The 22,499-nt window shown below is 36.4% G+C and carries 18 protein-coding genes; 6 read left to right on the top strand and 12 right to left on the bottom strand.

What is annotated here, in order from left to right; translation table 11 throughout:
* The first annotated feature begins 524 nt into the window (after positions 1 to 524).
* A complete protein-coding gene (locus J2786_RS22765) occupies positions 525 to 3,392 on the top strand; it encodes a M16 family metallopeptidase (RefSeq protein ID WP_052186926.1) in 2,868 nt (955 codons plus the stop codon).
* A gap of 184 nt (positions 3,393 to 3,576) precedes the next feature.
* On the opposite strand, the gene J2786_RS22760 is transcribed toward J2786_RS22765, so the two are convergent.
* From J2786_RS22760 to J2786_RS22750, 3 genes are all read right to left on the bottom strand, one after another.
* Entirely contained in the window at positions 3,577 to 4,653 is a 1,077-nt protein-coding gene (locus J2786_RS22760) for a GNAT family N-acetyltransferase (RefSeq protein WP_310026897.1), read from the bottom strand.
* On the bottom strand, positions 4,650 to 5,648 hold the full coding sequence (locus J2786_RS22755) for a polysaccharide deacetylase family protein (RefSeq protein ID WP_047429524.1): 999 nt from the start codon (positions 5,646 to 5,648) through the stop codon (positions 4,650 to 4,652). The genes J2786_RS22760 and J2786_RS22755 overlap by 4 nt, the downstream gene beginning before the upstream one ends.
* A gap of 71 nt (positions 5,649 to 5,719) precedes the next feature.
* Positions 5,720 to 7,858, bottom strand: coding sequence for a S46 family peptidase (locus J2786_RS22750; protein WP_082001932.1), 2,139 nt, complete (start codon positions 7,856 to 7,858; stop codon positions 5,720 to 5,722).
* Positions 7,859 to 8,147: 289 nt separating this feature from the next.
* Between J2786_RS22750 and J2786_RS22745 the strand changes: the two genes are divergently transcribed.
* Positions 8,148 to 8,633 (top strand): copper resistance protein NlpE, encoded by a 486-nt coding sequence (locus J2786_RS22745; RefSeq protein ID WP_310026893.1) that lies wholly within the window; start codon positions 8,148 to 8,150, stop codon positions 8,631 to 8,633.
* 41 nt (positions 8,634 to 8,674) lie between these two features.
* Here J2786_RS22745 and J2786_RS22740 read toward each other — a convergent pair whose 3' ends face one another.
* Positions 8,675 to 9,322, bottom strand: coding sequence for an MgtC/SapB family protein (locus J2786_RS22740; RefSeq protein ID WP_047429520.1), 648 nt, complete (start codon positions 9,320 to 9,322; stop codon positions 8,675 to 8,677).
* A gap of 187 nt (positions 9,323 to 9,509) precedes the next feature.
* Here J2786_RS22740 and J2786_RS22735 point away from each other — a divergent pair, with 187 nt between their 5' ends.
* From J2786_RS22735 to J2786_RS22725, 3 genes are all read left to right on the top strand, one after another.
* The gene (locus J2786_RS22735; RefSeq protein ID WP_047429511.1) at positions 9,510 to 10,094 is read left to right on the top strand and encodes a hypothetical protein; all 585 of its coding nucleotides are present in this window, start codon (positions 9,510 to 9,512) and stop codon (positions 10,092 to 10,094) included.
* Positions 10,095 to 10,109: 15 nt separating this feature from the next.
* The gene (locus J2786_RS22730; RefSeq protein ID WP_047429504.1) at positions 10,110 to 10,508 is read left to right on the top strand and encodes an immunity 22 family protein; all 399 of its coding nucleotides are present in this window, start codon (positions 10,110 to 10,112) and stop codon (positions 10,506 to 10,508) included.
* Positions 10,509 to 10,645: 137 nt separating this feature from the next.
* A complete protein-coding gene (locus J2786_RS22725) occupies positions 10,646 to 11,380 on the top strand; it encodes a protein phosphatase 2C domain-containing protein (RefSeq protein ID WP_047429502.1) in 735 nt (244 codons plus the stop codon).
* A gap of 110 nt (positions 11,381 to 11,490) precedes the next feature.
* On the opposite strand, the gene J2786_RS22720 is transcribed toward J2786_RS22725, so the two are convergent.
* Entirely contained in the window at positions 11,491 to 11,652 is a 162-nt protein-coding gene (locus J2786_RS22720; protein WP_167497905.1) for a hypothetical protein, read from the bottom strand.
* Positions 11,653 to 11,868: 216 nt separating this feature from the next.
* Here J2786_RS22720 and J2786_RS22715 point away from each other — a divergent pair, with 216 nt between their 5' ends.
* Complete coding sequence (locus tag J2786_RS22715; protein ID WP_047429498.1) at positions 11,869 to 12,573, top strand: hypothetical protein; 705 nt, start codon at positions 11,869 to 11,871, stop codon at positions 12,571 to 12,573.
* Between the two features lie 84 nt (positions 12,574 to 12,657).
* On the opposite strand, the gene polA is transcribed toward J2786_RS22715, so the two are convergent.
* The 7 genes from polA to tssD (J2786_RS22680) form a co-directional block, all read right to left on the bottom strand.
* Positions 12,658 to 15,492 carry a DNA polymerase I gene (gene polA / locus J2786_RS22710; RefSeq protein WP_047429495.1) on the bottom strand — a complete coding sequence of 945 codons (2,835 nt, stop codon included), beginning with the start codon at positions 15,490 to 15,492 and terminating at the stop codon, positions 12,658 to 12,660.
* Between the two features lie 263 nt (positions 15,493 to 15,755).
* Entirely contained in the window at positions 15,756 to 16,169 is a 414-nt protein-coding gene (tssD, locus tag J2786_RS22705) for a type VI secretion system tube protein TssD (protein WP_047429492.1), read from the bottom strand.
* A 357-nt stretch (positions 16,170 to 16,526) separates the two neighbouring features.
* Positions 16,527 to 17,837, bottom strand: a complete 1,311-nt coding sequence (locus tag J2786_RS22700; protein ID WP_047429489.1) for a hypothetical protein — start codon at positions 17,835 to 17,837, stop codon at positions 16,527 to 16,529.
* 77 nt (positions 17,838 to 17,914) lie between these two features.
* On the bottom strand, positions 17,915 to 18,445 hold the full coding sequence (locus J2786_RS22695) for a hypothetical protein (RefSeq protein WP_047429485.1): 531 nt from the start codon (positions 18,443 to 18,445) through the stop codon (positions 17,915 to 17,917).
* Between the two features lie 14 nt (positions 18,446 to 18,459).
* Positions 18,460 to 19,512: a LysM peptidoglycan-binding domain-containing protein gene (locus J2786_RS22690; RefSeq protein WP_047429482.1), complete on the bottom strand. Its 1,053-nt coding sequence runs from the start codon at positions 19,510 to 19,512 to the stop codon at positions 18,460 to 18,462.
* A gap of 4 nt (positions 19,513 to 19,516) precedes the next feature.
* Positions 19,517 to 21,685 carry a type VI secretion system Vgr family protein gene (locus J2786_RS22685; RefSeq protein WP_082001931.1) on the bottom strand — a complete coding sequence of 723 codons (2,169 nt, stop codon included), beginning with the start codon at positions 21,683 to 21,685 and terminating at the stop codon, positions 19,517 to 19,519.
* A 201-nt stretch (positions 21,686 to 21,886) separates the two neighbouring features.
* Positions 21,887 to 22,300, bottom strand: a complete 414-nt coding sequence (gene tssD / locus J2786_RS22680; RefSeq protein WP_047429480.1) for a type VI secretion system tube protein TssD — start codon at positions 22,298 to 22,300, stop codon at positions 21,887 to 21,889.
* Between the last annotated feature and the right edge of the window lie 199 nt (positions 22,301 to 22,499).

Genomic DNA, 22,499 nt, shown 5'->3' with positions numbered 1-22,499 from the left:
TGACACGGATCATGTTTAATATTTTATTATAGCCTATGTGAACTTGTTTTCATTTGTGCCAACTTATTACTTATTACTTATTACTTATTACTTATATCCTCCCCTCCTTCCCTAGCCCTGATAGTAATGGTTACCCCGCAGCAGGGGTTGGAGAGTGGTGGGACTGAGCGTGGGAGTGCGCTGGCGCGAGGAGTATGAATGGATAGCAGGAAATAGCTCCTGAGAAAGTTGGAGAGCTTGAGGGTTTGAGAATAATAGAGTATTAGAGTTTTGAGTTTTGAGTGTGTGAGCTTTTGAGGAGTTGGAGAAAAACAGAAAATGATGTTCTTAGGAGTAAGAGTATGAAATTGGAGTATACTATATAATATATGATGATATTCAGCATTGAGAAGCCGTTTCTGATGAATGATTCAAGTTTTCAACTGTAACAATAGATGTAATAATGATAAAAAAGGGTCAACATTTTTTTTGATTCCTTACATTTGTAGTGCATTCCGGTTTCTAAGGAATGAAATGAGTTTTATATGACAGACAGAAAATATAAGGAAACGGTACATACAGATAAAAACCACTACAAATATATTACAGTAACCCACGACGAAAATAATGTCAGAAACTATACTTTGAAAAATGGATTACAGGTTTTTCTTGCGCAGAATTTTGACGCACCAAGAATACAGACTTTCATTCCTGTAAAAACCGGAAGTAATAATGATCCGGCCGACAATACGGGGCTGGCTCATTATCTTGAGCATATGATGTTTAAAGGCACTTCAAAAATAGGGACTCAGAATTGGGAGAAAGAAAAGGAACTTCTTGATCAGATCTCAGCATTGTATGAAGAGCATAAAGCAGAACAGGATGCTGAAAAGAAGAAGGAAATCTATAAAAAGATAGACGAAGTTTCCCAGGAAGCCAGCCAATACGCTATTGCCAATGAATATGACAAAGCAATTTCTTCTCTGGGGGCCAGTGGTACCAACGCCCATACCTGGTTTGATGAAACGGTTTATAAAAATAATATTCCGAATAACGAACTTGAAAAATGGCTGAAAATAGAAAAGGAAAGGTTCTCTGAAATTGTACTTCGTCTTTTTCATACAGAGCTGGAATCGGTGTATGAGGAATTCAACAGAGCGCAGGATAATGACACAAGACTTGTGAACTACGAACTGATGGATGCCCTTTTCCCTACTCATCCCAATGGACAGCAAACGACACTGGGAAAACCGGAACATTTAAAGAACCCTTCGATGAAGGCTATTCATAAATATTTCGATGAATATTATGTTCCCAATAATTATGCAATGGTTCTGGTTGGGGATCTTGACTTTGATGAGACGGTCCAATTAATTGATCAGTATTTCGGGACTTTACCTTATAAAGAGCTTCCTAAAAAGACACCTGTTATTGAAGAGCCTATTACAGAAATTGTAACAAGAACGGTAAAAAGCCCTACTACTCCACGCACTCAGCTTGCATGGAGAACAGATAGCTACGGAACAAGAGAAGCTATGCTGGCTGATGTGGTTGCCAATATCCTCAGCAACAGAGGGGAAGCCGGATTATTGGATTTACACATTAACCAGACTCAGAAGATGCTGTGGGCGCAGGCCTTTTCCGTAGGACTAAGACAGTATGGATATTTTTCCATTGTTGCTGTTCCTAAGGAAACGCAAACTCTGGAGGAAGCAAAGAATATGGTACTTGGTGAAATTGAACTGATCAAGAAAGGTGATTTTCCGGATTGGATGTTGCCTGCCATCATCAATGATTTCAAACTGCAGAGAATGAAAGGACTTGAAACTGCAGAGGGTCTTGCTACTACCCTTTATGATTCTTATATAAAAGGAAGAACCTGGGAAGAGGAACTGAACGAAATGGATGAGTATGCCGCTTTTACTAAAGATGATGTGGTGAATTTTGCCAATGCGTTTTTTAAAGAAAACTATGTGGTTGTCAACAAAGAAAAAGGAGTCAACGACAAATTGATCAGGGTTGAGAATCCCGGAATCACTCCCGTTAAGATCAACCGTGATACGCAGTCAGAGTTTCTGAAAGAGATTCTGGCGGATAAAACTGAGGATATTAAGCCCGAATTCATTGATTATCAAAAAGAAATCATTACGGATCAGCTTAACGGAAAGAAATTAAGTTTTGTAAAGAATAAATACAACGATATTGCTCAGCTGCATTTTATTTTTCCTTTGGGGAGTGATCATGACAGAGATTTAGGAATTTCCACTCAGCTTTTACAGTATTTGGGAACTGATGTTCTTTCACCGGAAGATTTAAAAAAGGAATTTTTCAAAATAGGAATCAGCAATGATTTTAAGACTACAAACAACCAGTTGATTATTTCTTTAAGCGGACTGGAAGAAAATATAGAGAAAGGAATTGCTCTTCTGCAGCACTGGATGCACGATGTACAGCCTGATCAGGAAATCTATCATCAGTTTGTAGGTACAGTACTGGAAAATCGCGAGGCCATTAAGAAAGATAAAAACCGTATCATAACAGCGCTGAACAATTATACCAAACTGGGCAGCAACTCACGCTTTACAGATGTTATTTCTAAGGAAGAACTTGAAAACAGCAATCCTGAAGTATTCACAGACAGAATGAAAAAGCTTTTCCAATATCCTTATCAGGTATTTTTCTACGGTAAAGATTTTGAAAACTTTAAAGAATATATTGGTCAGTATACAGAACCTGAAAGCCTTCAGATTCCGGAAGCCAAGCAATATCCTGAACCGGCAACGGGAGGAAACGTATATTTCATCAACTATGACATGGTTCAGATGGAAATGAGTAAGATTGGTAAAGGAAACGTGGTGAATCCACTTCATTTCGGAAAGATCAATGTTTTCAATGAATATTTTGGAAGAGGGCTATCTTCCATTGTCTTCCAGGAAATGCGTGAAAGTAAAAGTCTTGCTTACTCTGCCTATGTTTCTTATGCAGCAAACGCTGAGCTGAACCATCCTGATTATGTCACCACTTATATCGGAACTCAGCCTGACAAACTGATGATCGCTGTAGATACGCTGAATGAACTGATGAACGAACTTCCTGAAGTACCTATTCAGTTTGAAAATGCCAGAAATGCAGCTCTGAAACAGATTGCCTCTACAAGAGTTACCCGAAACAATATATTCTTCAATACCTTAAGACTACAGAAACTGAACATCTATCATGATTTCAGAAAGGATATCTATGAACAGATCCAACACCTGAAGTTTGAAGATATCAAACATTTTTATCAGACAGAAATCCAATCAATACATTTTAATACTGCCATTATTGGCAAAAAAGAGAATCTTGATATGGAAGCTGTCAACAAAATGGGAACATTTAAAGAAGTAAGTCTGAAAGATATATTTGGACATTAAAAAACAAACCGCACGATAGAATTATCGTGCGGTTTGTTTTTTAATATTGATAAATGATAATTGATAATTGATAATTGATCACAGATAACTCATCATTCATCATTCATCATTCATCATTCATCATTCATCATTCATCATTCATCATTCATCATTCATCATTCATCATTCATCATTTATAATTCTATTATGTCATCATACAATCCCCGTCTCCATCCTGATAGTTTGGATTAAAATGACCGGGAAGTAATTCCAAAAGATTTTTATGAAACAGATACGCTCTATTGAAATCACGTTCGTAGAGATGTGAAAATACTTTTGATTGTTGTATTTCTTTGTTCAAGCCGATTTGGTAAGAGGTAAAGCCTTTCACTTTATGGGTCACAATGAAATAATTTAAAAACCGGACAACCACATCTAAATTACCATCCGAAAAAAGATAAGGAATTTTAAGATAGCCATCGCGCAGCTGCAGCAGAAAACAAGAGGTAAGTTTATTATTCTGATCCGTAATTTTTATCCAATAGTACTTAAAGCTGTCGGCAAAACTTGAAAACAGGTATTTTTCCTCTTTTTTACCTTCCAGGACCCAGGGATTTTCTATAAAAGAATTGATTTCGTCTGCGTTGCGCATCCCTGAAAACTTATTCATAAAATCCGCACTTTCTTTGTCGATCTTCTCCAGCACTTCATATTTGAAATTTGGTTTTGAGGTGGTCAGGTTCTTTATTGAGATCAGGCCGTTAGCTGCAGCATCAAGGATTTGAAAAAGAGGTTTCAATGGTTGTGTTACCGGTTTCTTTTCAGGAATCATTTTAGCCGCATCGGTTCTGAAATAATAGCGTTTCCCTTCTTTAGGAAAAACATATTCAAAAACACCCATAATATTGTAGAGTGCTTCTGCTTCTTTGGTAAATTCTGTGATGGCAATTCTGCCTTCGTATTCTTCAAAAACTCTTTTCAATAATGCTTTGGCTGGTCTTTTCTTTCTGTATTCCGGGTTTACATACAGGGTGCTGAGCCAGGCATAGCGGATTTCTTTTCCATCAATCATAAAAGAGTCCGGAAAACATCCCATATAACCGACCAGTTTTTCTTCAAAAAAAGCCAGAATTAGAAGTACATCTTCATCTGATGCTTTTGGATTTTGAATATGAGACAGCGCACGATGTCTGGTAACCGGAAGAAAATCATAATGCTGAAAATCTCCGGAGGATATAAAATCTTCCAGTTCTCTTCTGTTGTATGTCTTCAGCGCTATCATTTTCTCACAATCGTATTTTTATTAATCAGGCTTTTCAATCTGAAGTAAGCGATTTCTTTTTTCAGGATCTTCACTCCGCTCTCTCCCATTTCCATAGGAATTCTTTGGAAATTTCTCTTTACACTGTCCAGTTTTATACCAGCACATCCAAAGCTGCAGTAGATTTCTTTATTTTTATAAAGTTCATCAAAAAAATTTTTCTTTACTTCAAAATCGGTAAACGGAAAAGCAAAACTTTCATAGAGGAAATCATTTTCTTTTAAATAATTAAAAGTCTTATCTGTTGTTTCCATCTGTTCTTTCAAAGATAAATCTCCGTATTTCGGATGGTCCCAGCTGTGCGAAGAGATTCCGAAACCTCTTCGGGTAAGTTCTTTTAATTGATCCGTACTTAGATAAGGTTGATACTGTTTTGAATACGCTTTAAAATCTACCTCAAGCTTTTCAGCAAGCTGATCCAGAACATCTTTTTCCTGATAATTTACAGATAAAATTTTCTTTTGTAAAATGCTTCTGTCTGCGTTTTTCAGTGATAAGATAAAATAAATTCCGGGGTCAATGGTTTTCTTTTTTTCAGTAGCATCAGCCAGGAGACTTGCCTTGCATCTGAACATCATCTCTTTATTATCTACGAAAGCCGGATTAATAAAATTGCAGGCATAGATTCCTTTTCGTTCCAAAATGGGAGACGCAACATCATAAAACTCTCTGAAACCGTCATCAAAAGTTAAAAGGGCAATCTTTTTCGAAGGTTTAAAATTTCCGGAACTATAATCTTTGAACTCCTGCCAGTTCACAAACTGAAAATTCCTGGCCATATGATCGAGATCGTCTTCAAACTGTTGAGTGGTCTTATAGCGGATCACATGTTTCAAATGAGGAAGTTCTTTATCGGAAACACTATGATAAAGTGGCAGACAGTAATCCAGCGGAAATGATTTCCCGATATTCTCAGACTCAAAAGCTGCCAAAACATTGATGATCCTTTCTTTCATCCTATTTTAAATAAAAAAGAATCTATTCAAAATTAAATTCAAATAGATTCTTAAAGGTATAACTTTTAAAATTATTTTATGATCTTCATTTCATCAACAAGCCACCTTGAATCAGCAAACTTATCTATGATGAAAAGGATATATTTTGTATCTACCATGATGTTTCTGCTGAAACGAGGATCATAATTGATATCGCTCATTGTTCCTTCCCACTGTCTGTCGAAATTCAATCCAACAAGGTTTCCATTGGCATCAAGAGCTGGGCTTCCTGAGTTTCCTCCGGTTGTGTGATTGGTGGCAGTGAATCCTACAGGAACATCACCTGTTTTATCTTTATAAATTCCGAAGTCTTTTTTGTTGTAAAGATCAATCAGTTTTTTTGGAACATCAAATTCATAATCTCCAGGAACGTATTTCTCCATTACCCCTGCAAGGTGAGTCTGATATCCGTAAGAAACAGCATCTCTGGGAGTAGAACCTTTTACTTTACCATACGTTACACGAAGTGTTGAGTTCGCATCAGGGAAGAATTTTCTGTCTTTATCCGTCTGCATCTGCTGTGCCATAAATTTCTTCTGCAAAGCATCAATTTTTGCCTGCATAGAAGTATATTGCGGATCTGCAGTTTTCATATACGTTTCTTTCATCGAAACATATAATTGATAAACAGGGTCTTTCTTTAAAGTTCTGATCAGTTTATCCTGATTAGAAAATGCTTTATCAATATCAGTAGTTAATGTTCCTCCGTTTACAGCTGTTCTTCCTGTGATAACAGAGTTTTTAGACATCTCTTCTACAACAGGAATATTGGCATTTTCATCTTTATATTTGTTGAATCCTGCCGGTAAAAACTGTGCTGCAGTTTTATTAACGTATAAAGCCAGTAATTTTGCGGTTACTTTAGCATCAAGCTCTGCACTATAATCCTTATAGAAAGAAGTTAGTTTTGTTTTTAATTTTGAAAGTTCCTTTTCATCCATTCTTCCGGCTTCCACTGAAGTTACGAAGTCATAATAATCACCCGCAAGCTTCAAGGTTTCCGCATTTCTGATGACTTCAGTGTAGTACGCATTGTTTAATGCGTAAGGAGCCTGATCATTGTATAGTTTATTTAACTGATCCAAAGTAGTCTTGATCTCAGGATTTTTAGCTACCAAAGAACCTTCATACATTACTTTCTTTTCTACAGCATTGGATTTTTTCAGTCCTTCTACTTCACCGATCCATTTTTTCCAATAATTGGCAACAGAAGCATATTTTGAAGCATATTTGATACGTGTTTCATTGTCAACACGCATTTTTTCGTCCAACGTTTTCAGAGCCACATCACGTACTGCAATTCTTGCAGGATCAATATCTTTCATGATCTTCTCTACCCCAACTGCAGGAAGGTATTCTGTTGTTTTCCCCGGGAATCCGAATACAAAAGTAAAATCGTTTTCGTTTTTATCTTTGATAGAAACCGGTAAATAGTGTTTGGGTACGTAAGGCACATTGTCTTTTGAATATTCTGCAGGTTTGTTGTTCTTGTCTGCATAAATTCTGAACATAGAGAAATCTCCGGTGTGTCTTGGCCAGACCCAGTTGTCTGTATCGCTTCCGAATTTACCGATACTTTGAGGAGGAGCTCCTACAAGACGGATATCTTTATACGTTTCAATGGTATAAGCATAGTATTTGTTTCCATAATACATTGGCTTTACCATGATCGACTGATAAGATTCAATTTTCTGAGAGTTTTTATACACCTCAATATTGTTGTTGATCTTTTTAGTAAGCTCGGGCTCCGTAAGGTTGTCCGTACCTTCCAGTATTGGATCAGTAACTTCTTTTATATCTACAATAAAGTCTACTTTCACTCCCGGGTTAGGAAGTTCACCTTCTGTATTTTTTGCCCAGAATCCGTTTGAAAGAAGATCATTCTGAACGGTAGAATGTGCCTGAATCTGACCAAAACCACAGTGATGGTTGGTTAAAAGCAATCCTTTAGGCGAAATAATCTCTGCAGTACATCCGCCGTTAAACTGTACAACCGCATCTTTAATGCTTGGTTTCTGAGGGTTGAAAATATCTTTTGCAGAAATCTTCATTCCTAAATCCTTCATTTCCTTTTCATTCAGCTCCGTAGGAATCCACATTCCTCCATATTGTTGCGCAAATGCCATTGCAGCTGGCAAAAGAAATACAGATAAAAGTATCTTTTTTGTCATAATCAAAATTTTGCCCCAATTTACAAAGAAAAATATGAACAGGCTTTATAAAACAGGTGGAAAAGTTACTAAGAGTAGGTTTTTGTAAATGTAAAAAGTAAAATGTATTAATGAAGGGAGCAGAAAATTCATTTAATGATCTATACAGTAAACCCGAACCGTATATTGACAACTATCAACCAGCAACATTAAACTTTAAACTTTAAACATTAACCGCCATCCCCCTATGGCTCAGTTTTTGTTGATTGGAAGTAACTTTATTATTAAAAACATACTTAAATTAATTATTATGATGAAAAGCAAAATGCTCATGTTAGGAATGGCATCTGTTCTGTTCCTTGCTTCATGTTCTAAAAAAGAAACGACTGAAACAACGGGTACTACAGATTCTGCTACGGCTGTACAACCCGCTGCTACAGACAGCATTACTAAAGCTACTCCTACAGCAGCGGGTGACACCTCGGAAAATGCATTGGACTGGGCGGGAACTTATGAAGCAACAGTTCCTTGCGCTGACTGTCCGGGAATCAAGACTTCTTTAACATTAAACGATGACAAGACATTCAGCATTACTGAGGAATATCTTGAGAGAAATTCAAAAAACCAGGATAAAGGCTCTTTTGAATGGGATGCTACAGGAAGTATGATTACTTTAAAAGGAAAAACAGCCCAATATAAATATAAAGTAGGTGAGAATATTCTGATCCAACTGGATATGGAAGGAAAAGAGATCGATGGTCCCAACAAAGATCTTTATGTTTTCAAGAAAAAATAAAAGTAAAGGCTTCGGCCTTTATTTTTTTGCTTTTTTATGATCTAAAACTGATACGCTTTAATTTTCGGATCATCTACCAGCCGTCTGATCACTTCCTCATGATGGCTATTTTTTCCGGTAAGCCTCCATATTATGGTAAAGCTTTCCTGAGAATACTGCTGTTTAAGCATCTGATATCTTAAATGATTTTCTTTGAATACATTTTCACAATATTTAATATCCTGGGAGTCTGTTACAGCAATTCTGTATTCTCTTACTTTATTATAATTATCAATAAAATTCTGGAGATAAGTCAGGGCACTTAAAATAAGTAATACCAACGTAGTCCCCAACAATGCAATATAAATATAGCCGGAACCTACTGCCATTCCTATAGAAGCTGTGGCCCAAATAGTAGTTGCCGTGGTAATTCCTTCAATTTTATTATCTCCTTTGAAAATAACCCCTGCTCCCAGAAATCCGATTCCTGTAATGATGTTGGCGGCAAGACGATCCGGATTGGCGACTCCTATTTTTATGGAAAGTATGGTAAACAGGCAGGCACCAAAACATACGAGAATAAATGTTCTGAGACCAGCCGACTTATTACGGTATTCTCTTTCAGCACCAATGAACAGTCCCAGAATAACAGAAATAAGGATCAGCAGCAATTCATTTTTAACAATATAGTGGTCCTGAAGAAAATCCATCTTTTATAATTTAAACAGAGAATAAATTTACAATAAATCCTATTAAGAACTATCTTTGCTGAGGAGATTTTGCGTTGGTACCCCAAAAAATTTGTTGCATGAAAAACTTTTGTAATGTTACATTTTAATTGCAGTAATTTTCCAGTATAAAAGGATTCAACAAGAAGATTGTTATAAAAAAACGCCTATGAAAAACCTTATTTTTGCATTATTTACCGTATTATCCGGAATCACATTGTTACATGCCCAAAAAGTGTTTAATGAAAATTATTCTTTTAAAAGTGATGGGTCAACGGTTGCTTTTGTACCCATTATCAATGATTTTAGAGATAATGACGATATTACAAATCAAATTTTAAGTGATACACTTCAATTAAAATTTAAAGATGCAGCTGTTTTACGGGCTAATATGGATACAAGGGTGATCGATATTTTAAAGAAAGTTGCTGAGAAAGATTATAAATCCAAAGAAGTAAAAATGTTTCCTAATCTTACAGGCATAATAACCGGTGAGGAAATGAACTATATTAAAGAAAAATTCGGCAATGCAGATCTATTACTGCTTCCGGTAGTTTTCAATATCAACCAATCTGCGGGAATGACCTTTGGAAATGCACTATTCCGGCTTTATGATCTTAATAATGGAGATTTCATTCAGCAGTTTTCAGAAAAAATCAATGTAAATATAGGAGACGAAACAGGCTTCACAATAATGACCAGTATGCTTATCAGCGGTGAAAAATCTCACTTGCTCAAAAATATTAAAAAATAAAAATTATATACAATTATGGATAAAGAAATTTCACACTTCTGGTTAGGATATTTCAAAAATGAAGAAGATTTCTATAGCTTCGTAGAAGAAGATGAAAATTATTATATAGAGGAAGAAACTGACGATCAGTATGTTTCCAAGTTCGCAGAATCACAGAACATTAAGTGGTTTGACGATGACTTTATAGAATATGGTTTTGAAGATGAAAGCCTTAGTCTTTATGACAAGTTTGCTGAATATTCTTATGCAGACCAATGGCTTCCCATCTTAGAGAAAAAGCTGAATGAACTAAGTCTGGATACCCCTGTGAATGCTATCATTTTTGCAACAAGATTTGTGATTCCTAATCCGGTTTCTGTAGAAAATGACGATTTTTCACTGCATTATGTGGGTGAAGTAGAATATGATATTTAATAACCAAAGCAAAACTGCTTTCTTAACACCGGCAACAAGTGATTTCATGATATGTGTGATCATTTGTTGCTATTTTTATACTATAATGAGGAAGAAATAAAGTTACATTAAAAAAAATAAATCTATTTTAGCATGTAATGAATTTATATTCTACCCTACAAATCGGAGATTATCATATTAATCATTGCGAAGATGATCTTCTCATCAAAAAAATCAATTCTGACAAGATTTTGTGTGCTGTAATGGACGGATGTTCTACAGCTATGGATAGTCATTTTGCATCAACACTTATTGGGAAGATTTTACGTAAAATTATTGTTGAAAACGGTTATAAGGCATTATATGAAAAAAGCTGCCACCACAGTCTGGAGGAAGAGCTCAAAGAAATCATAAAAAGTTTATTCAATGAACTCAAATTTGTGAAAAACTATCTGATGCTGGATGAAAAAGAATTATTAGCGACTCTTATTCTCTTGGTTTATGACCATGCAAAGGACGAAGGAATTGTCTTAACGATTGGTGATGGTGTTGTGTGCATCAATGGAAATATTACTGAATTTGATCGTGATAACAGACCTGATTATTTAGCATACCACCTTCATAATGACTTTGAAGAATGGTATTCCCGTCAGTCCCATATACTTTTTTTTGATCATTTAAATGACGTTTCCATTGCAACTGATGGTATTTTGAGCTTTTCAAAAATTAAAAAAACGAATTCTGAAGACATGATCAATTTTGCTGACTATTTAATGATAGACCGTCAGAATAGTAACACTGAGGACATGCTTAACAAGAAACTTAAGCAATTGGAACATCAATATGGAGTAAAACCTACAGATGATTTAGCCATGATAAGAATAATAAAATAATTCAGATATCTGAGCCTCATGAAAAAGTCCAAACCTCATCAGTTCTACTCTTTTTTGAAGAAATGGTTGATCAATACAATCTTTATTTCACCGCTTACATTCTTGCAATTTTACTGGTCAATGGGAACCTTTTCAGATCGGATGTCAAGTGGCTGTCTGGAATGTTTGTTTGCTGAAGATGCATTATTCATGTCAGTGATAACCGGCATTTTTCTTTCTGTTATTTTTTGTTTGTTTTCCTTTATTAAAAGGATATTAATCAAAATTGGCATTGAGTTTATATTGTTGATTTTTGTCTGGTTATTTTGGAATTATTCCATATTTGTAGACAGAGAATCTTCATGGAGTACCTATGATTTCAATGCTGAGATTCAATATACAATTTCACTTTCTTTTTTTCCGGTTCTCTTTCTGGGATGTTTGTGTATTTCACTTTTACATTATCAGGAAATAAAAGCTAGATTTGTATCTTATAAAAACAAACACCATTGAAAAAAATAATTTCTACTTTATTTTTCGCTTCTTTAATTGTTTACTCCTGTAACAAAACCAAAACAGATACTCCAAAAAACTCTGTAAACTTTATAAAAAAGGATACAGTGCAGGTTCAGAAAGAGCCATCAACATCAGGAAAACAAGTCTCAGATTTTGTGTCCAATCAATATGAAATTCAATACGAAACCGAAGGTGATCTCAACCAGGATGGATTTCCTGATAAAGCATTAGTTCTGAGAAAAAAAGAGGACACTTTAGCACAGAGAACCATGATTGTTCTTTTAAAAAATCCTGACAAAACATACCGGCTATTTAAACGTTCTGAAACTGTTTTTCCTGATGAATACAATGAATCCGGTTATAAAATACACGATCCTGAAGACATCAGTATTGAAAAAGGAACACTGAATATCAATCTCTACGATATCGGACCTTATGGTAACCGGTTCAGTAAATTCAAATATATGAATGACAATCTGATACTTACTTATATTGAAACCTATAATATGGGTGCGGGTTCTCACTCTGCCCTCTATTACGAGCCTATGAAAGGTAAAGTAACACTGGAAACGGTGAATACTATGGAAGAAGCAATGCCGTCAGAAACTAAAAAAGTACAGGTGAAGAAAGAAAGATTTTTATTTGAAAATGTTTCTCCTGATGATGTTGTCACGAATGTTTACAATGCTGTAGAATAAGAGTAGACTGTTCCGGTGCTTAAATAAAAAAACTTCCGTCTCTTAGGCGGAAGTTTTTTTATTTAAGATCTAATTTTCAGTATTTTAATGCGCTTCGAGCCAGTTGTCTCCTACTCCAATTTCTACCAATAACGGAACCTGTGTTTTCAGGGCACTTTCCATTTCAGTTTTAATCAGTTTTGAAGCGGCTTCAATCTCATCAGCAGGAGATTCGAATATCAATTCGTCATGTACCTGAAGAAGCATCTTTGTTGTAAGCTGTTGCTCTTTAAGCTCTCTGTCTATTTTAATCATGGCAAGCTTTACAACATCTGCCGCACTTCCCTGAACAGGTGCATTCACGGCATTTCTTTCTGCATGACCTCTTACCACAAAGTTATTGGAATTAATATCTTTCAAATGACGTTTTCTTCCTAAAATGGTTTCCACATACCCTAACTGACGGGCTTTGCTCACCTGCTCTGCCATGTATTCCTTCAGTTTCGGATAGGTTTCGAAATAAGCTTCGATCATTTGTTTAGCTTCTGTACGGGATAATCCGGTTTGTTCTGCCAAAGCAAAAGCTCCCTGCCCGTAAATAATACCGAAGTTTACGGTCTTAGCCTGGCTTCTCTGGGTTTTGGATACCTCAGCCAGAGGAATTTTAAAGAGCTTTGCAGCCGTAGAAGCGTGGATATCTTCTCCATCCTGAAAGGCTTTGATCATATTATCCTCTCCTGAAATTTCAGCAATTAAACGAAGTTCAATCTGTGAATAATCGGCAGAAATAATCTTCTTTCCTTCTCCGGAAACAAAAGCTCCACGAATCTGCTGTCCTCTCACGGTTCGGATCGGAATATTCTGCAGGTTCGGGTTTACACTCGCCAAACGGCCTGTAGCGGCTGTGGTTTGTGAGAAATTGGTATGTACTCTGTTATCTTTTTTCTCAATCTGTGAAGGCAGGGCATCTACATAGGTTGATTTTAATTTCTGATATGTTCTGTATTCCAGGATATGCTTGATGATCTCATGTTTTGAAGTCAGCTTCTGAAGAACGTCTTCTGAGGTTGCATATTGTCCCGTTTTTGTTTTTTTGGCTTTCGGATCCAGCTGCATTTTTTCAAAAAGAATCTCTCCCAGCTGTTTAGGTGAATTCATGTTGAATTCTTCTCCTGAAAGTTCAAAAATCTTTGTTTCCAGTTGCTTCAGATCATTCTCAAGGTCAACACTTTCCTGTGCCAGCCATTTTTCATCCAGATAAATTCCTGCCAGTTCCATTTTCGCCAGCACTTCCATCAGAGGCATTTCTATATTGTAGAAAAGTTCCTCAAGGTTTTCTTTTTTCAGCTGTGGTGCGAACAGCTCATACAGCTGGAAAGTTATGTCTGCATCTTCCGCGGCGTAATCTGTTTGCGTTCTCAGATCAGCATCTCTGAAATTGCCTTGTTTTTTTCCTTTTTTTCCGATGATGGTTTCAATGGATACCGGTTTATAGTTCAGGTATACTTCTGAAAGATAATCCATCCCGTGTCTTCCGTCCGGGTTCAGAAGGTAGTGGGCAATCATGGTATCAAACATGGCGCCTTTCACGGTGATGTCGTATTGTTTTAAAACTTTGTAATCAAATTTAAGATTGTGAGCAATTTTCAGCAGGTCTTCTTTTTCAAAAAATGGTCTGAAAATCTCCAAAGTCTGCAATACTTCTTCCCTATTTTCAGAGAGCGGAATGTAATAAGCAAGTCCTTTTTTATAAGAGAAGCTCATTCCTACCAATTCTGCTTCCAGCTCATTTAATGATGTGGTTTCCGTATCAAAACAAACCACTTTCTGCTGCAGCAGGTTGTCTACCAGTTTTTTCTGTGCTTTCGGATTATTGATAAACTGATAAAGGTGATCATTATTCTCAATCGTCGACTTTGTAGAAGTCGCCTGATCCAATTCCTCAAAATTGGCAAAAAGATCAAGCTGCATAACTTGTCCTTTTACTTCGGTTCCGGCCGGAGTCTGCTTTACTTCTACCTCGCTTACAACCACTGTTTCTACAGCAGCAGGAGCAAAAGCCCTGTAAAGGTTTTCGTATAATCTTCTGAATTCTATTTCGTCAAAGACCTCTTTTACTTTTTCAAAATCCGGAGTTTCAAGATCGTATTGCTCCTGATGGAATTCTACCGGAGCATCACAGATGATGGTCGCTAATTTTTTAGACATAATACCACGCTCTGCAGAAGCTTCTACTTTTTCTTTCAGTTTCCCTTTCAGTTTATCCGTATTGGCTAATAAATTTTCAATGCTGCCGAATTCTTTCAGGAACTTCATGGCAGTTTTCTCTCCTACGCCTTCCAATCCCGGAATATTATCTACCGCATCTCCCATCATGGCAAGGAAATCAATAACCTGTTTCGGGTCTTCAATCTCATATTTTGCCTTTACTTCTTCAACTCCGAGAATTTCAATGTCACCACCTTTTAAACCTGGTTTATAAATTTTGATTTTATCGGTAACAAGCTGTGCAAAATCTTTATCCGGTGTCACCATGAAAGTGGTATATCCTTCCTTTTCGGCTTTGCACGCAATAGTCCCAATAACATCATCGGCTTCATATCCTTCTACTCCAAGAATGGGGATATGCATGGCTTCCAGAATTTTGTGAATATATGGAACCGCAATTTTGATTGCTTCAGGAGTTTCACTTCTGTTAGCTTTGTAATCTGAATAGTCATCCGTTCTTACACTCGCCTGCCCCACATCAAAAACTACTGCTAGGTGTGTTGGTTTTTCTCTTCTGATCAACTCTATCAAAGAATTGGTAAAACCGAAGATGGCAGAAGTATCCAGCCCTTTGCTGGTGAGTCTCGGATTCCTGATTAATGCGTAATATCCTCTGAAAATCATCGCATAAGCATCGATGAGAAACAGCCTTTTATCTTGTGTTGCGTCCATATTTTGAATAATGAACAAATATAAGAAAATAGGAGTAAAAGTTGATAGTTTGAGGAAGGGTTTCGGGATTGGAGATTCGGGGTTAGCGGGTGCGAGGTGCGTAGTATGGTAATCTCTTTTTAGCAGCTATTGTTTTGAAATGGGTTTGTTCATTCTCATTTCAATAGCTTTCCATTCTCATTATTTTGACAGCTACGTCTTTATAAAAACAAAACAGCATACCCAAAGGCATACTGTTTCTTTTTTTATTTAAGTTTATGGGATTATTTACCTGAAGAAGGCCATAGTCCTGCGTACTGGGAAGTACCATAGTCAATGGTTTCAGCACTTACTACGAAGCTGATCAGCATACTGTTGCTGTCAATTGCGTCGAAGTCTACTTCGTGCTGGATTACGTATCCGTTTTCCCATTTCAAAGTGATCAGTGTTCCTTCTTCGTGAGATTTGTTGAAAGTGATTTCTCCTACTGTTGGCTTATATTTACCGTTTAGTAAGCTTTCAAGGATGTCTGACTTTTCAGTAGCTTCTACTGTCACCTTGATTAATGCGTTAGAAGGATCTGATGCTACACGTCCTGAAACGTCTGTAGATCTTGATACGCTGTAGTTCATTTTTAACAGTTTCTGTCCTTCACCGTTGTTGAATTTTAAGATTCCTCTTGAATTTCTTTCTGCCATGATTGTAAATTTTAATCGTTAGTAATAAATTGTAATTCAATAATTATATAACAAAGATAAAGCCCCTGGTTTTGAAAAAAAAGCAATTGAACGGAAATCTGAAAAAGTGTCGTAATTGTACGATTTGATGTCGTAGTTCTACGATTTGTTGTCGTAATTCTACGACATTAGATTTAAAAACAAAATACAAAACGTTATAAATAAATATTTTAAATACATTTAAAAAACATGAACAGATCGCAATTTATTACACTGCCAAGAGAAATAAAATACAGAAAATGTATTCAATCGTATAAAAAAAGACCTTATTCAGGTCTCCATATGTTATCTTTTTTTAATTAAAAAAATAGGTTTGAATTATGCATCCATTGCAATGATATGTATTCCGTTTCCGGCATCTTCAGCCATTGCATTGGCTAATATTCTTCTTGAGTCTTCAGAAAAATAAGTAGCGATAAATGGAAAAAAGAAACCGATAAACCCACCGCCTTTTACTCCCAGTTTACCAATATTTTTAATATTCTGCATTTTTATGCTGGGAAGTTCTTTGGCTAAATTCGGTAAATTACGGGGACGCACTCTTCCTAAGCCATCTTTTGCGGTTGCTACCAGAGATTCTGAATATTTGCCGTTACGGATATTTTCTACAATGGCCTTTCCTTCGGGTGTTTTCCATACTTCCCGGGAATCTACTCCTTCCAGAGCTGTCAAATCCTGAGATAAAGCGGTTCCCTGTTTTATTTCTATTAAGTTTTTCTGCCAATCCTGAACATACCATTTTCCATTAAAGAAAATAGGGGTTTTACCATCTCTGCTGGCTAATCCTCCTTTTTCATTGAGCTCCAGAATATCCGGGCTGGCAAGGTCTGATGGTGTTATTCCTGTAACACTCTCCGGTAGATCTTTTAAATATCCCGGAATTCGGCTGTTTTCATCAGCTTCTTTATTCATATCCTGATAATGGCTATTATCTTCCAATGAATTATTTCTGATTATCTCTCTTTCCCAGTAACTTCCTTCGTTCATTGCAGCCATGGTTCCTCCCATCCATAATAGTGTTTTAGCGATTCCCATTTCTGCTCCGGCAATAACAATCCCTGCTCCTCCAAAGAAAGAAGCCGCTGCGTTGAGAACGATTTCTTTTCCATTATTACTCTCAATCTGCAGTGCATATTTTTTGGCAACAGAATAACTGAAAATAGGGCTTAACAAGCCACCGGTATCACAAACCAGTATAGAGTTCTGGGTAATGGCCTTAAACTGATCAAATTTTACTTTTTCATGTTCAATTTTCCAGTTTCCTTTTCCTAAAGAGCCTGTACATAAGTGGTTTATTTTCGTAGCATGATATGCCGCCGCAGCTCCACATGCGAGAACCGCTACTCCCACAGCCAATGCCGCCCAGCCAACAGGGCCGGATAATACAAGAAGCGCTCCCACAATAAGGCCTGCTCCAAAGCAGAGGAATCCCCACATTGCATTTTTAGGGCTTTTACAGGGAAATTCTTTATTAATATTACGGTCTTCTATTGTTAATAAAGGCCGTGTCCTGTCTGATCCATAGAAAACAGTAATGGGTTCTCTTGTAGGGATTAATTGTCTTGGTTCTGAATCGGTTTGAAATGTACACACCGTGTAAACATCTTTGGGTATATAGGAAGCACTCATAATGTTACATTTTATTGATTAAAAACATCCTGAAATAAGTGAATTCATTTAAATTTTCAGAGTTACAGGCTTTAACTCTATGGTGAATACCAGTAAATATTCTGAAGACTTTTCTTTTCTGTTTTTGAAAAATGAAGTTCTTTCTGAGCAGACTTTAGAAATTTTGTAAGCTCATTTCCTTTTTCCTCTTCATATTTATTCTTGTATTCAACGTCATTTAAATAGATATCATTTTTATTCTTCAGACAAAATCTGAAATATATTTTTGAACTTTTCAACGATGCTGCTTTGGTTTCATAATCATAAGCGTAAAAGCCTTCAATGTCTGTTTTGGAATATTTTTCAGGAGATTGTTTTCCCTTCTGGATATAAAAATAGTTTTCATCAAACCACATCTTTACTTTAACGGAAAGGGCTTTGAGAACCAGATAACAGGTTCCAAAATAAAAGAGAGTAAAGAACATCACAAATGAAAGTCTGAATATTCCTTTGAATAAAAAATAATATAATGCTCCGTATAAAATCAGACATGGTATAATAACCAAAAGAGTTCTGGCAATATGATACGGCAAAACGTTATTGAATGTAAAGACTTTATTTTCGGCCATACTTAAAAATTACTTTAATACTCAATTTGTTTCAGATCAAACTGGGTTACAAACTGATAATTATTTTTCACTTCTTCTTTCATTAATGCCGAAGCATTCACAATAGTTCCTGTTTTTTTATCGACCATTCTTCTGATCCGATAATCATAATTATATTCACTAAAACCATATTCGATAATAGGTTTGTAGAATTTGTTGTATTGTTCTTCCAGTGTCCTATTATCTATTTTATCTTTTAAAAGTGTTCCCACAGTTCGGAACTCTATAAAATAATCATCTTCTTTTATGATGCTGTGCTGCAATTCCAGTTCAATAGGGATATTAACAAATATCTGTGAAATAAACTTTAAAACATCATTTTGTTCCTTTTTTTTTCGCGCATCATAATCATTAAATAATACGTGATAAAGAAGGGATTTGTCATAGGTTTTTCTCAGATTGGCTTCGTTCTCAAACTCTAATCCGCCGCCCTTGATGATGTCTTCAGCAGCTTTTGAATTGATTTTTTCCACCTGTCTGTAAAATTCCGAAGCTTTTAATTTAGGCTTAAAAAGCTCCCATTTCTCTTTGATCTCAGGAAAGTTTTGTACTCCTTTTATGGTTTGGTCATCATTTAAATCGAAAATTACATTTTCCTTATCAAATTCCAGTTCTTTTACGGCTTCTATAGCGAGAGCCATATTTTCAGGATTTATTTTATATAGATATTCTTTAAGCTGAACCTTAGCTTTTGAAAGGGATGCATCTTTTTCAACGACGTATTCTTTTTTTGTATTGCAATGGAATGTGATTCTATCTTCAACCTTTGTGGTATTGAACTGTTCGCACCTGTATCTTGCTTTATGAGGAAATTTTCGGTCTTCTATTGCTTTATTGATTTCTTCTCCCGTTTTCTTTTCCAAAAGCAGATATTGCAGATGAACAGGAAGTTTTTCTCCAATAATAAAATTTGTTGTTCCACAATACAGGTTATGGAAATTAACAAGCTCTTTAACCGACGTACCTTGTTTCTCTGCAAGAGATTCTAAGGTATCTCCTTTTTTAATCTCGTATTTTATAAACTCCATCCTGTTAATTAATATCTACCTCTGATCCTGTTATTTTTGTAATGCCTTTAAAATTAGCTGTTGCGCCACCTCCGCTAATGTCTATTTCATCACTTTTAATAGAAACCTTAGTTCCGGTAATGACAATTTCGCTGTTTCCTACTTTGATCGTAATTTTCTGAGCTCCTGTCAAATCAATAACGCCTGCGTTATCCATCGTAAAGACGCTCTGATCTTTACCTACGGAAACTTTATGGGTATTACCCACATCAGCAATATGGTCACAGCCTACTTCCAGTTTTTTATTATTTCCAACCTTATCTGTTTTATCATTACCAACGGTTTTAGTACTGTTGTTATTGGCATTGTGTACTACATTTCCTGATCCATCAAAGAACATATTGGCGCCACCCTGATCTTTAAGATTCATAGATCCTGCTCCGTTATCATACTTGAGTTCTGCACCACTTCTTCCGCTAAAGCTCATTATATTATTTCCGGCGCCGCCTCCGGCTCCGATACTTCCATGGAACATTCCTCCCATTACAAACGGACGGTCAGGATGCTGGTGTACAAAATTGACAATAACCTGATCTCCCACTTCGGGAATTGACATGAACCCACGGTTTTTATTGACTTTATCACTGCTTCCCGCATCCGGAGACATGACACGGATAAATTCTGTGCTATCCGGTCCGTTTTGCCAGTCAAACTGTACCTGAACTCTTCCCTGATTCATCGGGTCTGTATTGGAAATAACTTTTGCAAACTGAGCCTCAGCTCTCGGAGTTTCAAATTCAGGACGTGGCAGGAAACCTGTATCGGCCGCGATCGCTTCAAATTTACCATCATAGTAGCCTCTTGCATCTACTTCATGGGTAACTTCTACAATCATCAGTTTGGTAAAATAAGAGGTTTCATTGGTTGAGGATTTACGCATTTCGATATCTGCTGTACATCCGGGATACAAAAACGGAACAGTTGTCGTTCCGGAAGTAACAAATACTTCTGAGGCCTTACTCCCTGCTGTTCCTTTCTGAGAAGCATCAATATCCATAAAAGAAGCTGCTTTTATGGGAGCTACTCTCAAAGAAGGTGTGGTGAAGGTTTTTTCTGAGATTTCGTAGGCTCTTCTTGCAATATCTGAGGTATGGCTGATCTTCGAGCTTCCGGTGGTCAGTTTTTCATTTTTACTGCTGTTATAGCCATAAAATGTAGGATTGACGTGCTGTGCCTTCATTCTGACAGCAATATCGTTCACACTGCTTCCATAGGTAAGCTTAACAGGTTTTTCCTGAGGAGGGAGTTTTCCAAAATGCAATACTTCACCATCATAATAAAACTGCTCTCCATATGCTTCAGCCATTCTAGCCAGATAATTGTAATGGGTTTCTTCATACTGCGAACTGTAGGCAACATTTCCATGCTGGGCATCAATTCTGAAATCGAATTTATTTTGCCCCAGCCCTTCACGGATGACCTGATCAGCAATACTGTTCAAACTAACCGGCTGTGCACCTCCAAAACTCTGAATATGTGGAGCTGCATCCAAAAGTACTGTCGGGCTGAAACCTTTAAGGACTATATTTCCAAGACTTCCTTTTTCCTGGCTGAATCCTACTTCTGTAATAACTCCCACAAAGTTACGTTCAGCACCTTTTTCAATATCTTTATATTTAAATACAGTGGTAATTCTTTTCCCTAAAAAGCTCTGGGCTTCCTGAAGGTTATGATTTTCTGCATTGCCAAGGGTATCATGAGCAAGCATTAAACTAAATTCATGGTGTTTTGTTGCACTTTGAGTAAGTTTGAAATGCTTAAAATGTCTGATAATCTGTCCTTCAATTATAATATCCAGCCTTACCACACGATTGATTCCTGCAATAAAACTTTCTGCAATGGCTTCAGCATTGTGTATTTTTGAAGTAGGCTGTTTCGCCCACACTTTATTGTCAACAATAGAAGGATTGTTTGGTACAAAAGTTTGGTTCATAAACATATCTGCGCCTTGCAGAGCATTTAAATTTTGTTGTCCGGCTTTTGCTACCTTTTTTACTTTTTCATCTGCCTTATTCAATTTTCCTTCTGTTTTTTTGGTAACATTCTCCTCTGCTGTATTTTTCAACTGCTGTTTACCCGCCTTTATCTCGTTTTTCGGGCTTGCTACTTTAATTTTTTTATCATCCTGAAACATAGCATTTTGTATTTAAGTTAAATAGTCAATAAACTGCTGATATTTGCAGCATAGAAATAAGAGGTTGATGAATCACTTGGGCATCAATCATTTTTTTTAAAATGATTTACGGAATTCTTCTAAACGGAAAAACAGAACAGTATACCCGGATGAGTGTACTGTTCTGTACCAATTTTATTTTTACTAAGATGATGAATAGGCTTATTTACCTGCTGAAGGCCATAGCCCAGCGAATTGAGCAGTACCATAATCAATTGTTTCAGCACTGATGACGAAGCTGATCAGCATACTGTTGCTGTCGATTGCGTCGAAGTCTACTTCGTGCTGGATTACGTATCCGTTTTCCCATTTCAAAGTGATTAATGTTCCTTCTTCGTGAGATTTGTTGAAAGTAATCTCTCCTACTGTGGGTTTATATTTACCGTTTAGTAAGCTTTCAAGGATGTCTGATTTTTCAGTAGCTTCTACTGTAACCTTGATCAATGCATTAGAAGGATCTGATGCTACACGTCCTGAAACGTCTGTAGATCTTGATACGCTGTAGTTCATTTTTAACAGCTTTTGTCCTTCTCCGTTGTTGAATTTTAAGATTCCTCTTGAATTTCTTTCGGCCATGATTGTAAATTTTGATCGTTAATATTTTGTGATTCGGTGATTGTGTTAGCAAATATAGAGGCTCTTTTCCGCTAAAAAAAGCTTTTGAATCGAAATCTGAAAATTTGTAGTAATTCTACGATTTCTTGTAGTAATTCTACGACAATGGATTTAAAAAACCCATTCAAAACCTCATCAGCAAAGGTTTTTAATTAACTAA

The organism is Chryseobacterium vietnamense (assembly GCF_031454475.1).
In the GTDB taxonomy this organism is placed as follows: domain Bacteria; phylum Bacteroidota; class Bacteroidia; order Flavobacteriales; family Weeksellaceae; genus Chryseobacterium; species Chryseobacterium vietnamense.
The sequence above is the reverse complement of the archived record's forward strand: the minus strand, read 5'-3'. Positions and strand labels throughout refer to the sequence as shown.

Bases quoted from the DNA above. Each gene is read 5' to 3' on its own strand.
- J2786_RS22765 (WP_052186926.1), top strand. From the start codon at position 525: ATGACAGACAGAAAATATAAGGAAACGGTACATACAGATAAAAACCAC.
- J2786_RS22760 (WP_310026897.1), bottom strand. From the start codon at position 4,653: ATGATAGCGCTGAAGACATACAACAGAAGAGAACTGGAAGATTTTATA.
- J2786_RS22755 (WP_047429524.1), bottom strand. From the start codon at position 5,648: ATGAAAGAAAGGATCATCAATGTTTTGGCAGCTTTTGAGTCTGAGAAT.
- J2786_RS22750 (WP_082001932.1), bottom strand. From the start codon at position 7,858: ATGACAAAAAAGATACTTTTATCTGTATTTCTTTTGCCAGCTGCAATG.
- J2786_RS22745 (WP_310026893.1), top strand. From the start codon at position 8,148: ATGATGAAAAGCAAAATGCTCATGTTAGGAATGGCATCTGTTCTGTTC.
- J2786_RS22740 (WP_047429520.1), bottom strand. From the start codon at position 9,322: ATGGATTTTCTTCAGGACCACTATATTGTTAAAAATGAATTGCTGCTG.
- J2786_RS22735 (WP_047429511.1), top strand. From the start codon at position 9,510: ATGAAAAACCTTATTTTTGCATTATTTACCGTATTATCCGGAATCACA.
- J2786_RS22730 (WP_047429504.1), top strand. From the start codon at position 10,110: ATGGATAAAGAAATTTCACACTTCTGGTTAGGATATTTCAAAAATGAA.
- J2786_RS22725 (WP_047429502.1), top strand. From the start codon at position 10,646: ATGAATTTATATTCTACCCTACAAATCGGAGATTATCATATTAATCAT.
- J2786_RS22720 (WP_167497905.1), bottom strand. From the start codon at position 11,652: ATGCCAATTTTGATTAATATCCTTTTAATAAAGGAAAACAAACAAAAA.
- polA (WP_047429495.1), bottom strand. From the start codon at position 15,492: ATGGACGCAACACAAGATAAAAGGCTGTTTCTCATCGATGCTTATGCG.
- tssD (WP_047429492.1), bottom strand. From the start codon at position 16,169: ATGGCAGAAAGAAATTCAAGAGGAATCTTAAAATTCAACAACGGTGAA.
- J2786_RS22700 (WP_047429489.1), bottom strand. From the start codon at position 17,837: ATGAGTGCTTCCTATATACCCAAAGATGTTTACACGGTGTGTACATTT.
- J2786_RS22695 (WP_047429485.1), bottom strand. From the start codon at position 18,445: ATGGCCGAAAATAAAGTCTTTACATTCAATAACGTTTTGCCGTATCAT.
- J2786_RS22690 (WP_047429482.1), bottom strand. From the start codon at position 19,512: ATGGAGTTTATAAAATACGAGATTAAAAAAGGAGATACCTTAGAATCT.
- J2786_RS22685 (WP_082001931.1), bottom strand. From the start codon at position 21,685: ATGTTTCAGGATGATAAAAAAATTAAAGTAGCAAGCCCGAAAAACGAG.
- tssD (WP_047429480.1), bottom strand. From the start codon at position 22,300: ATGGCCGAAAGAAATTCAAGAGGAATCTTAAAATTCAACAACGGAGAA.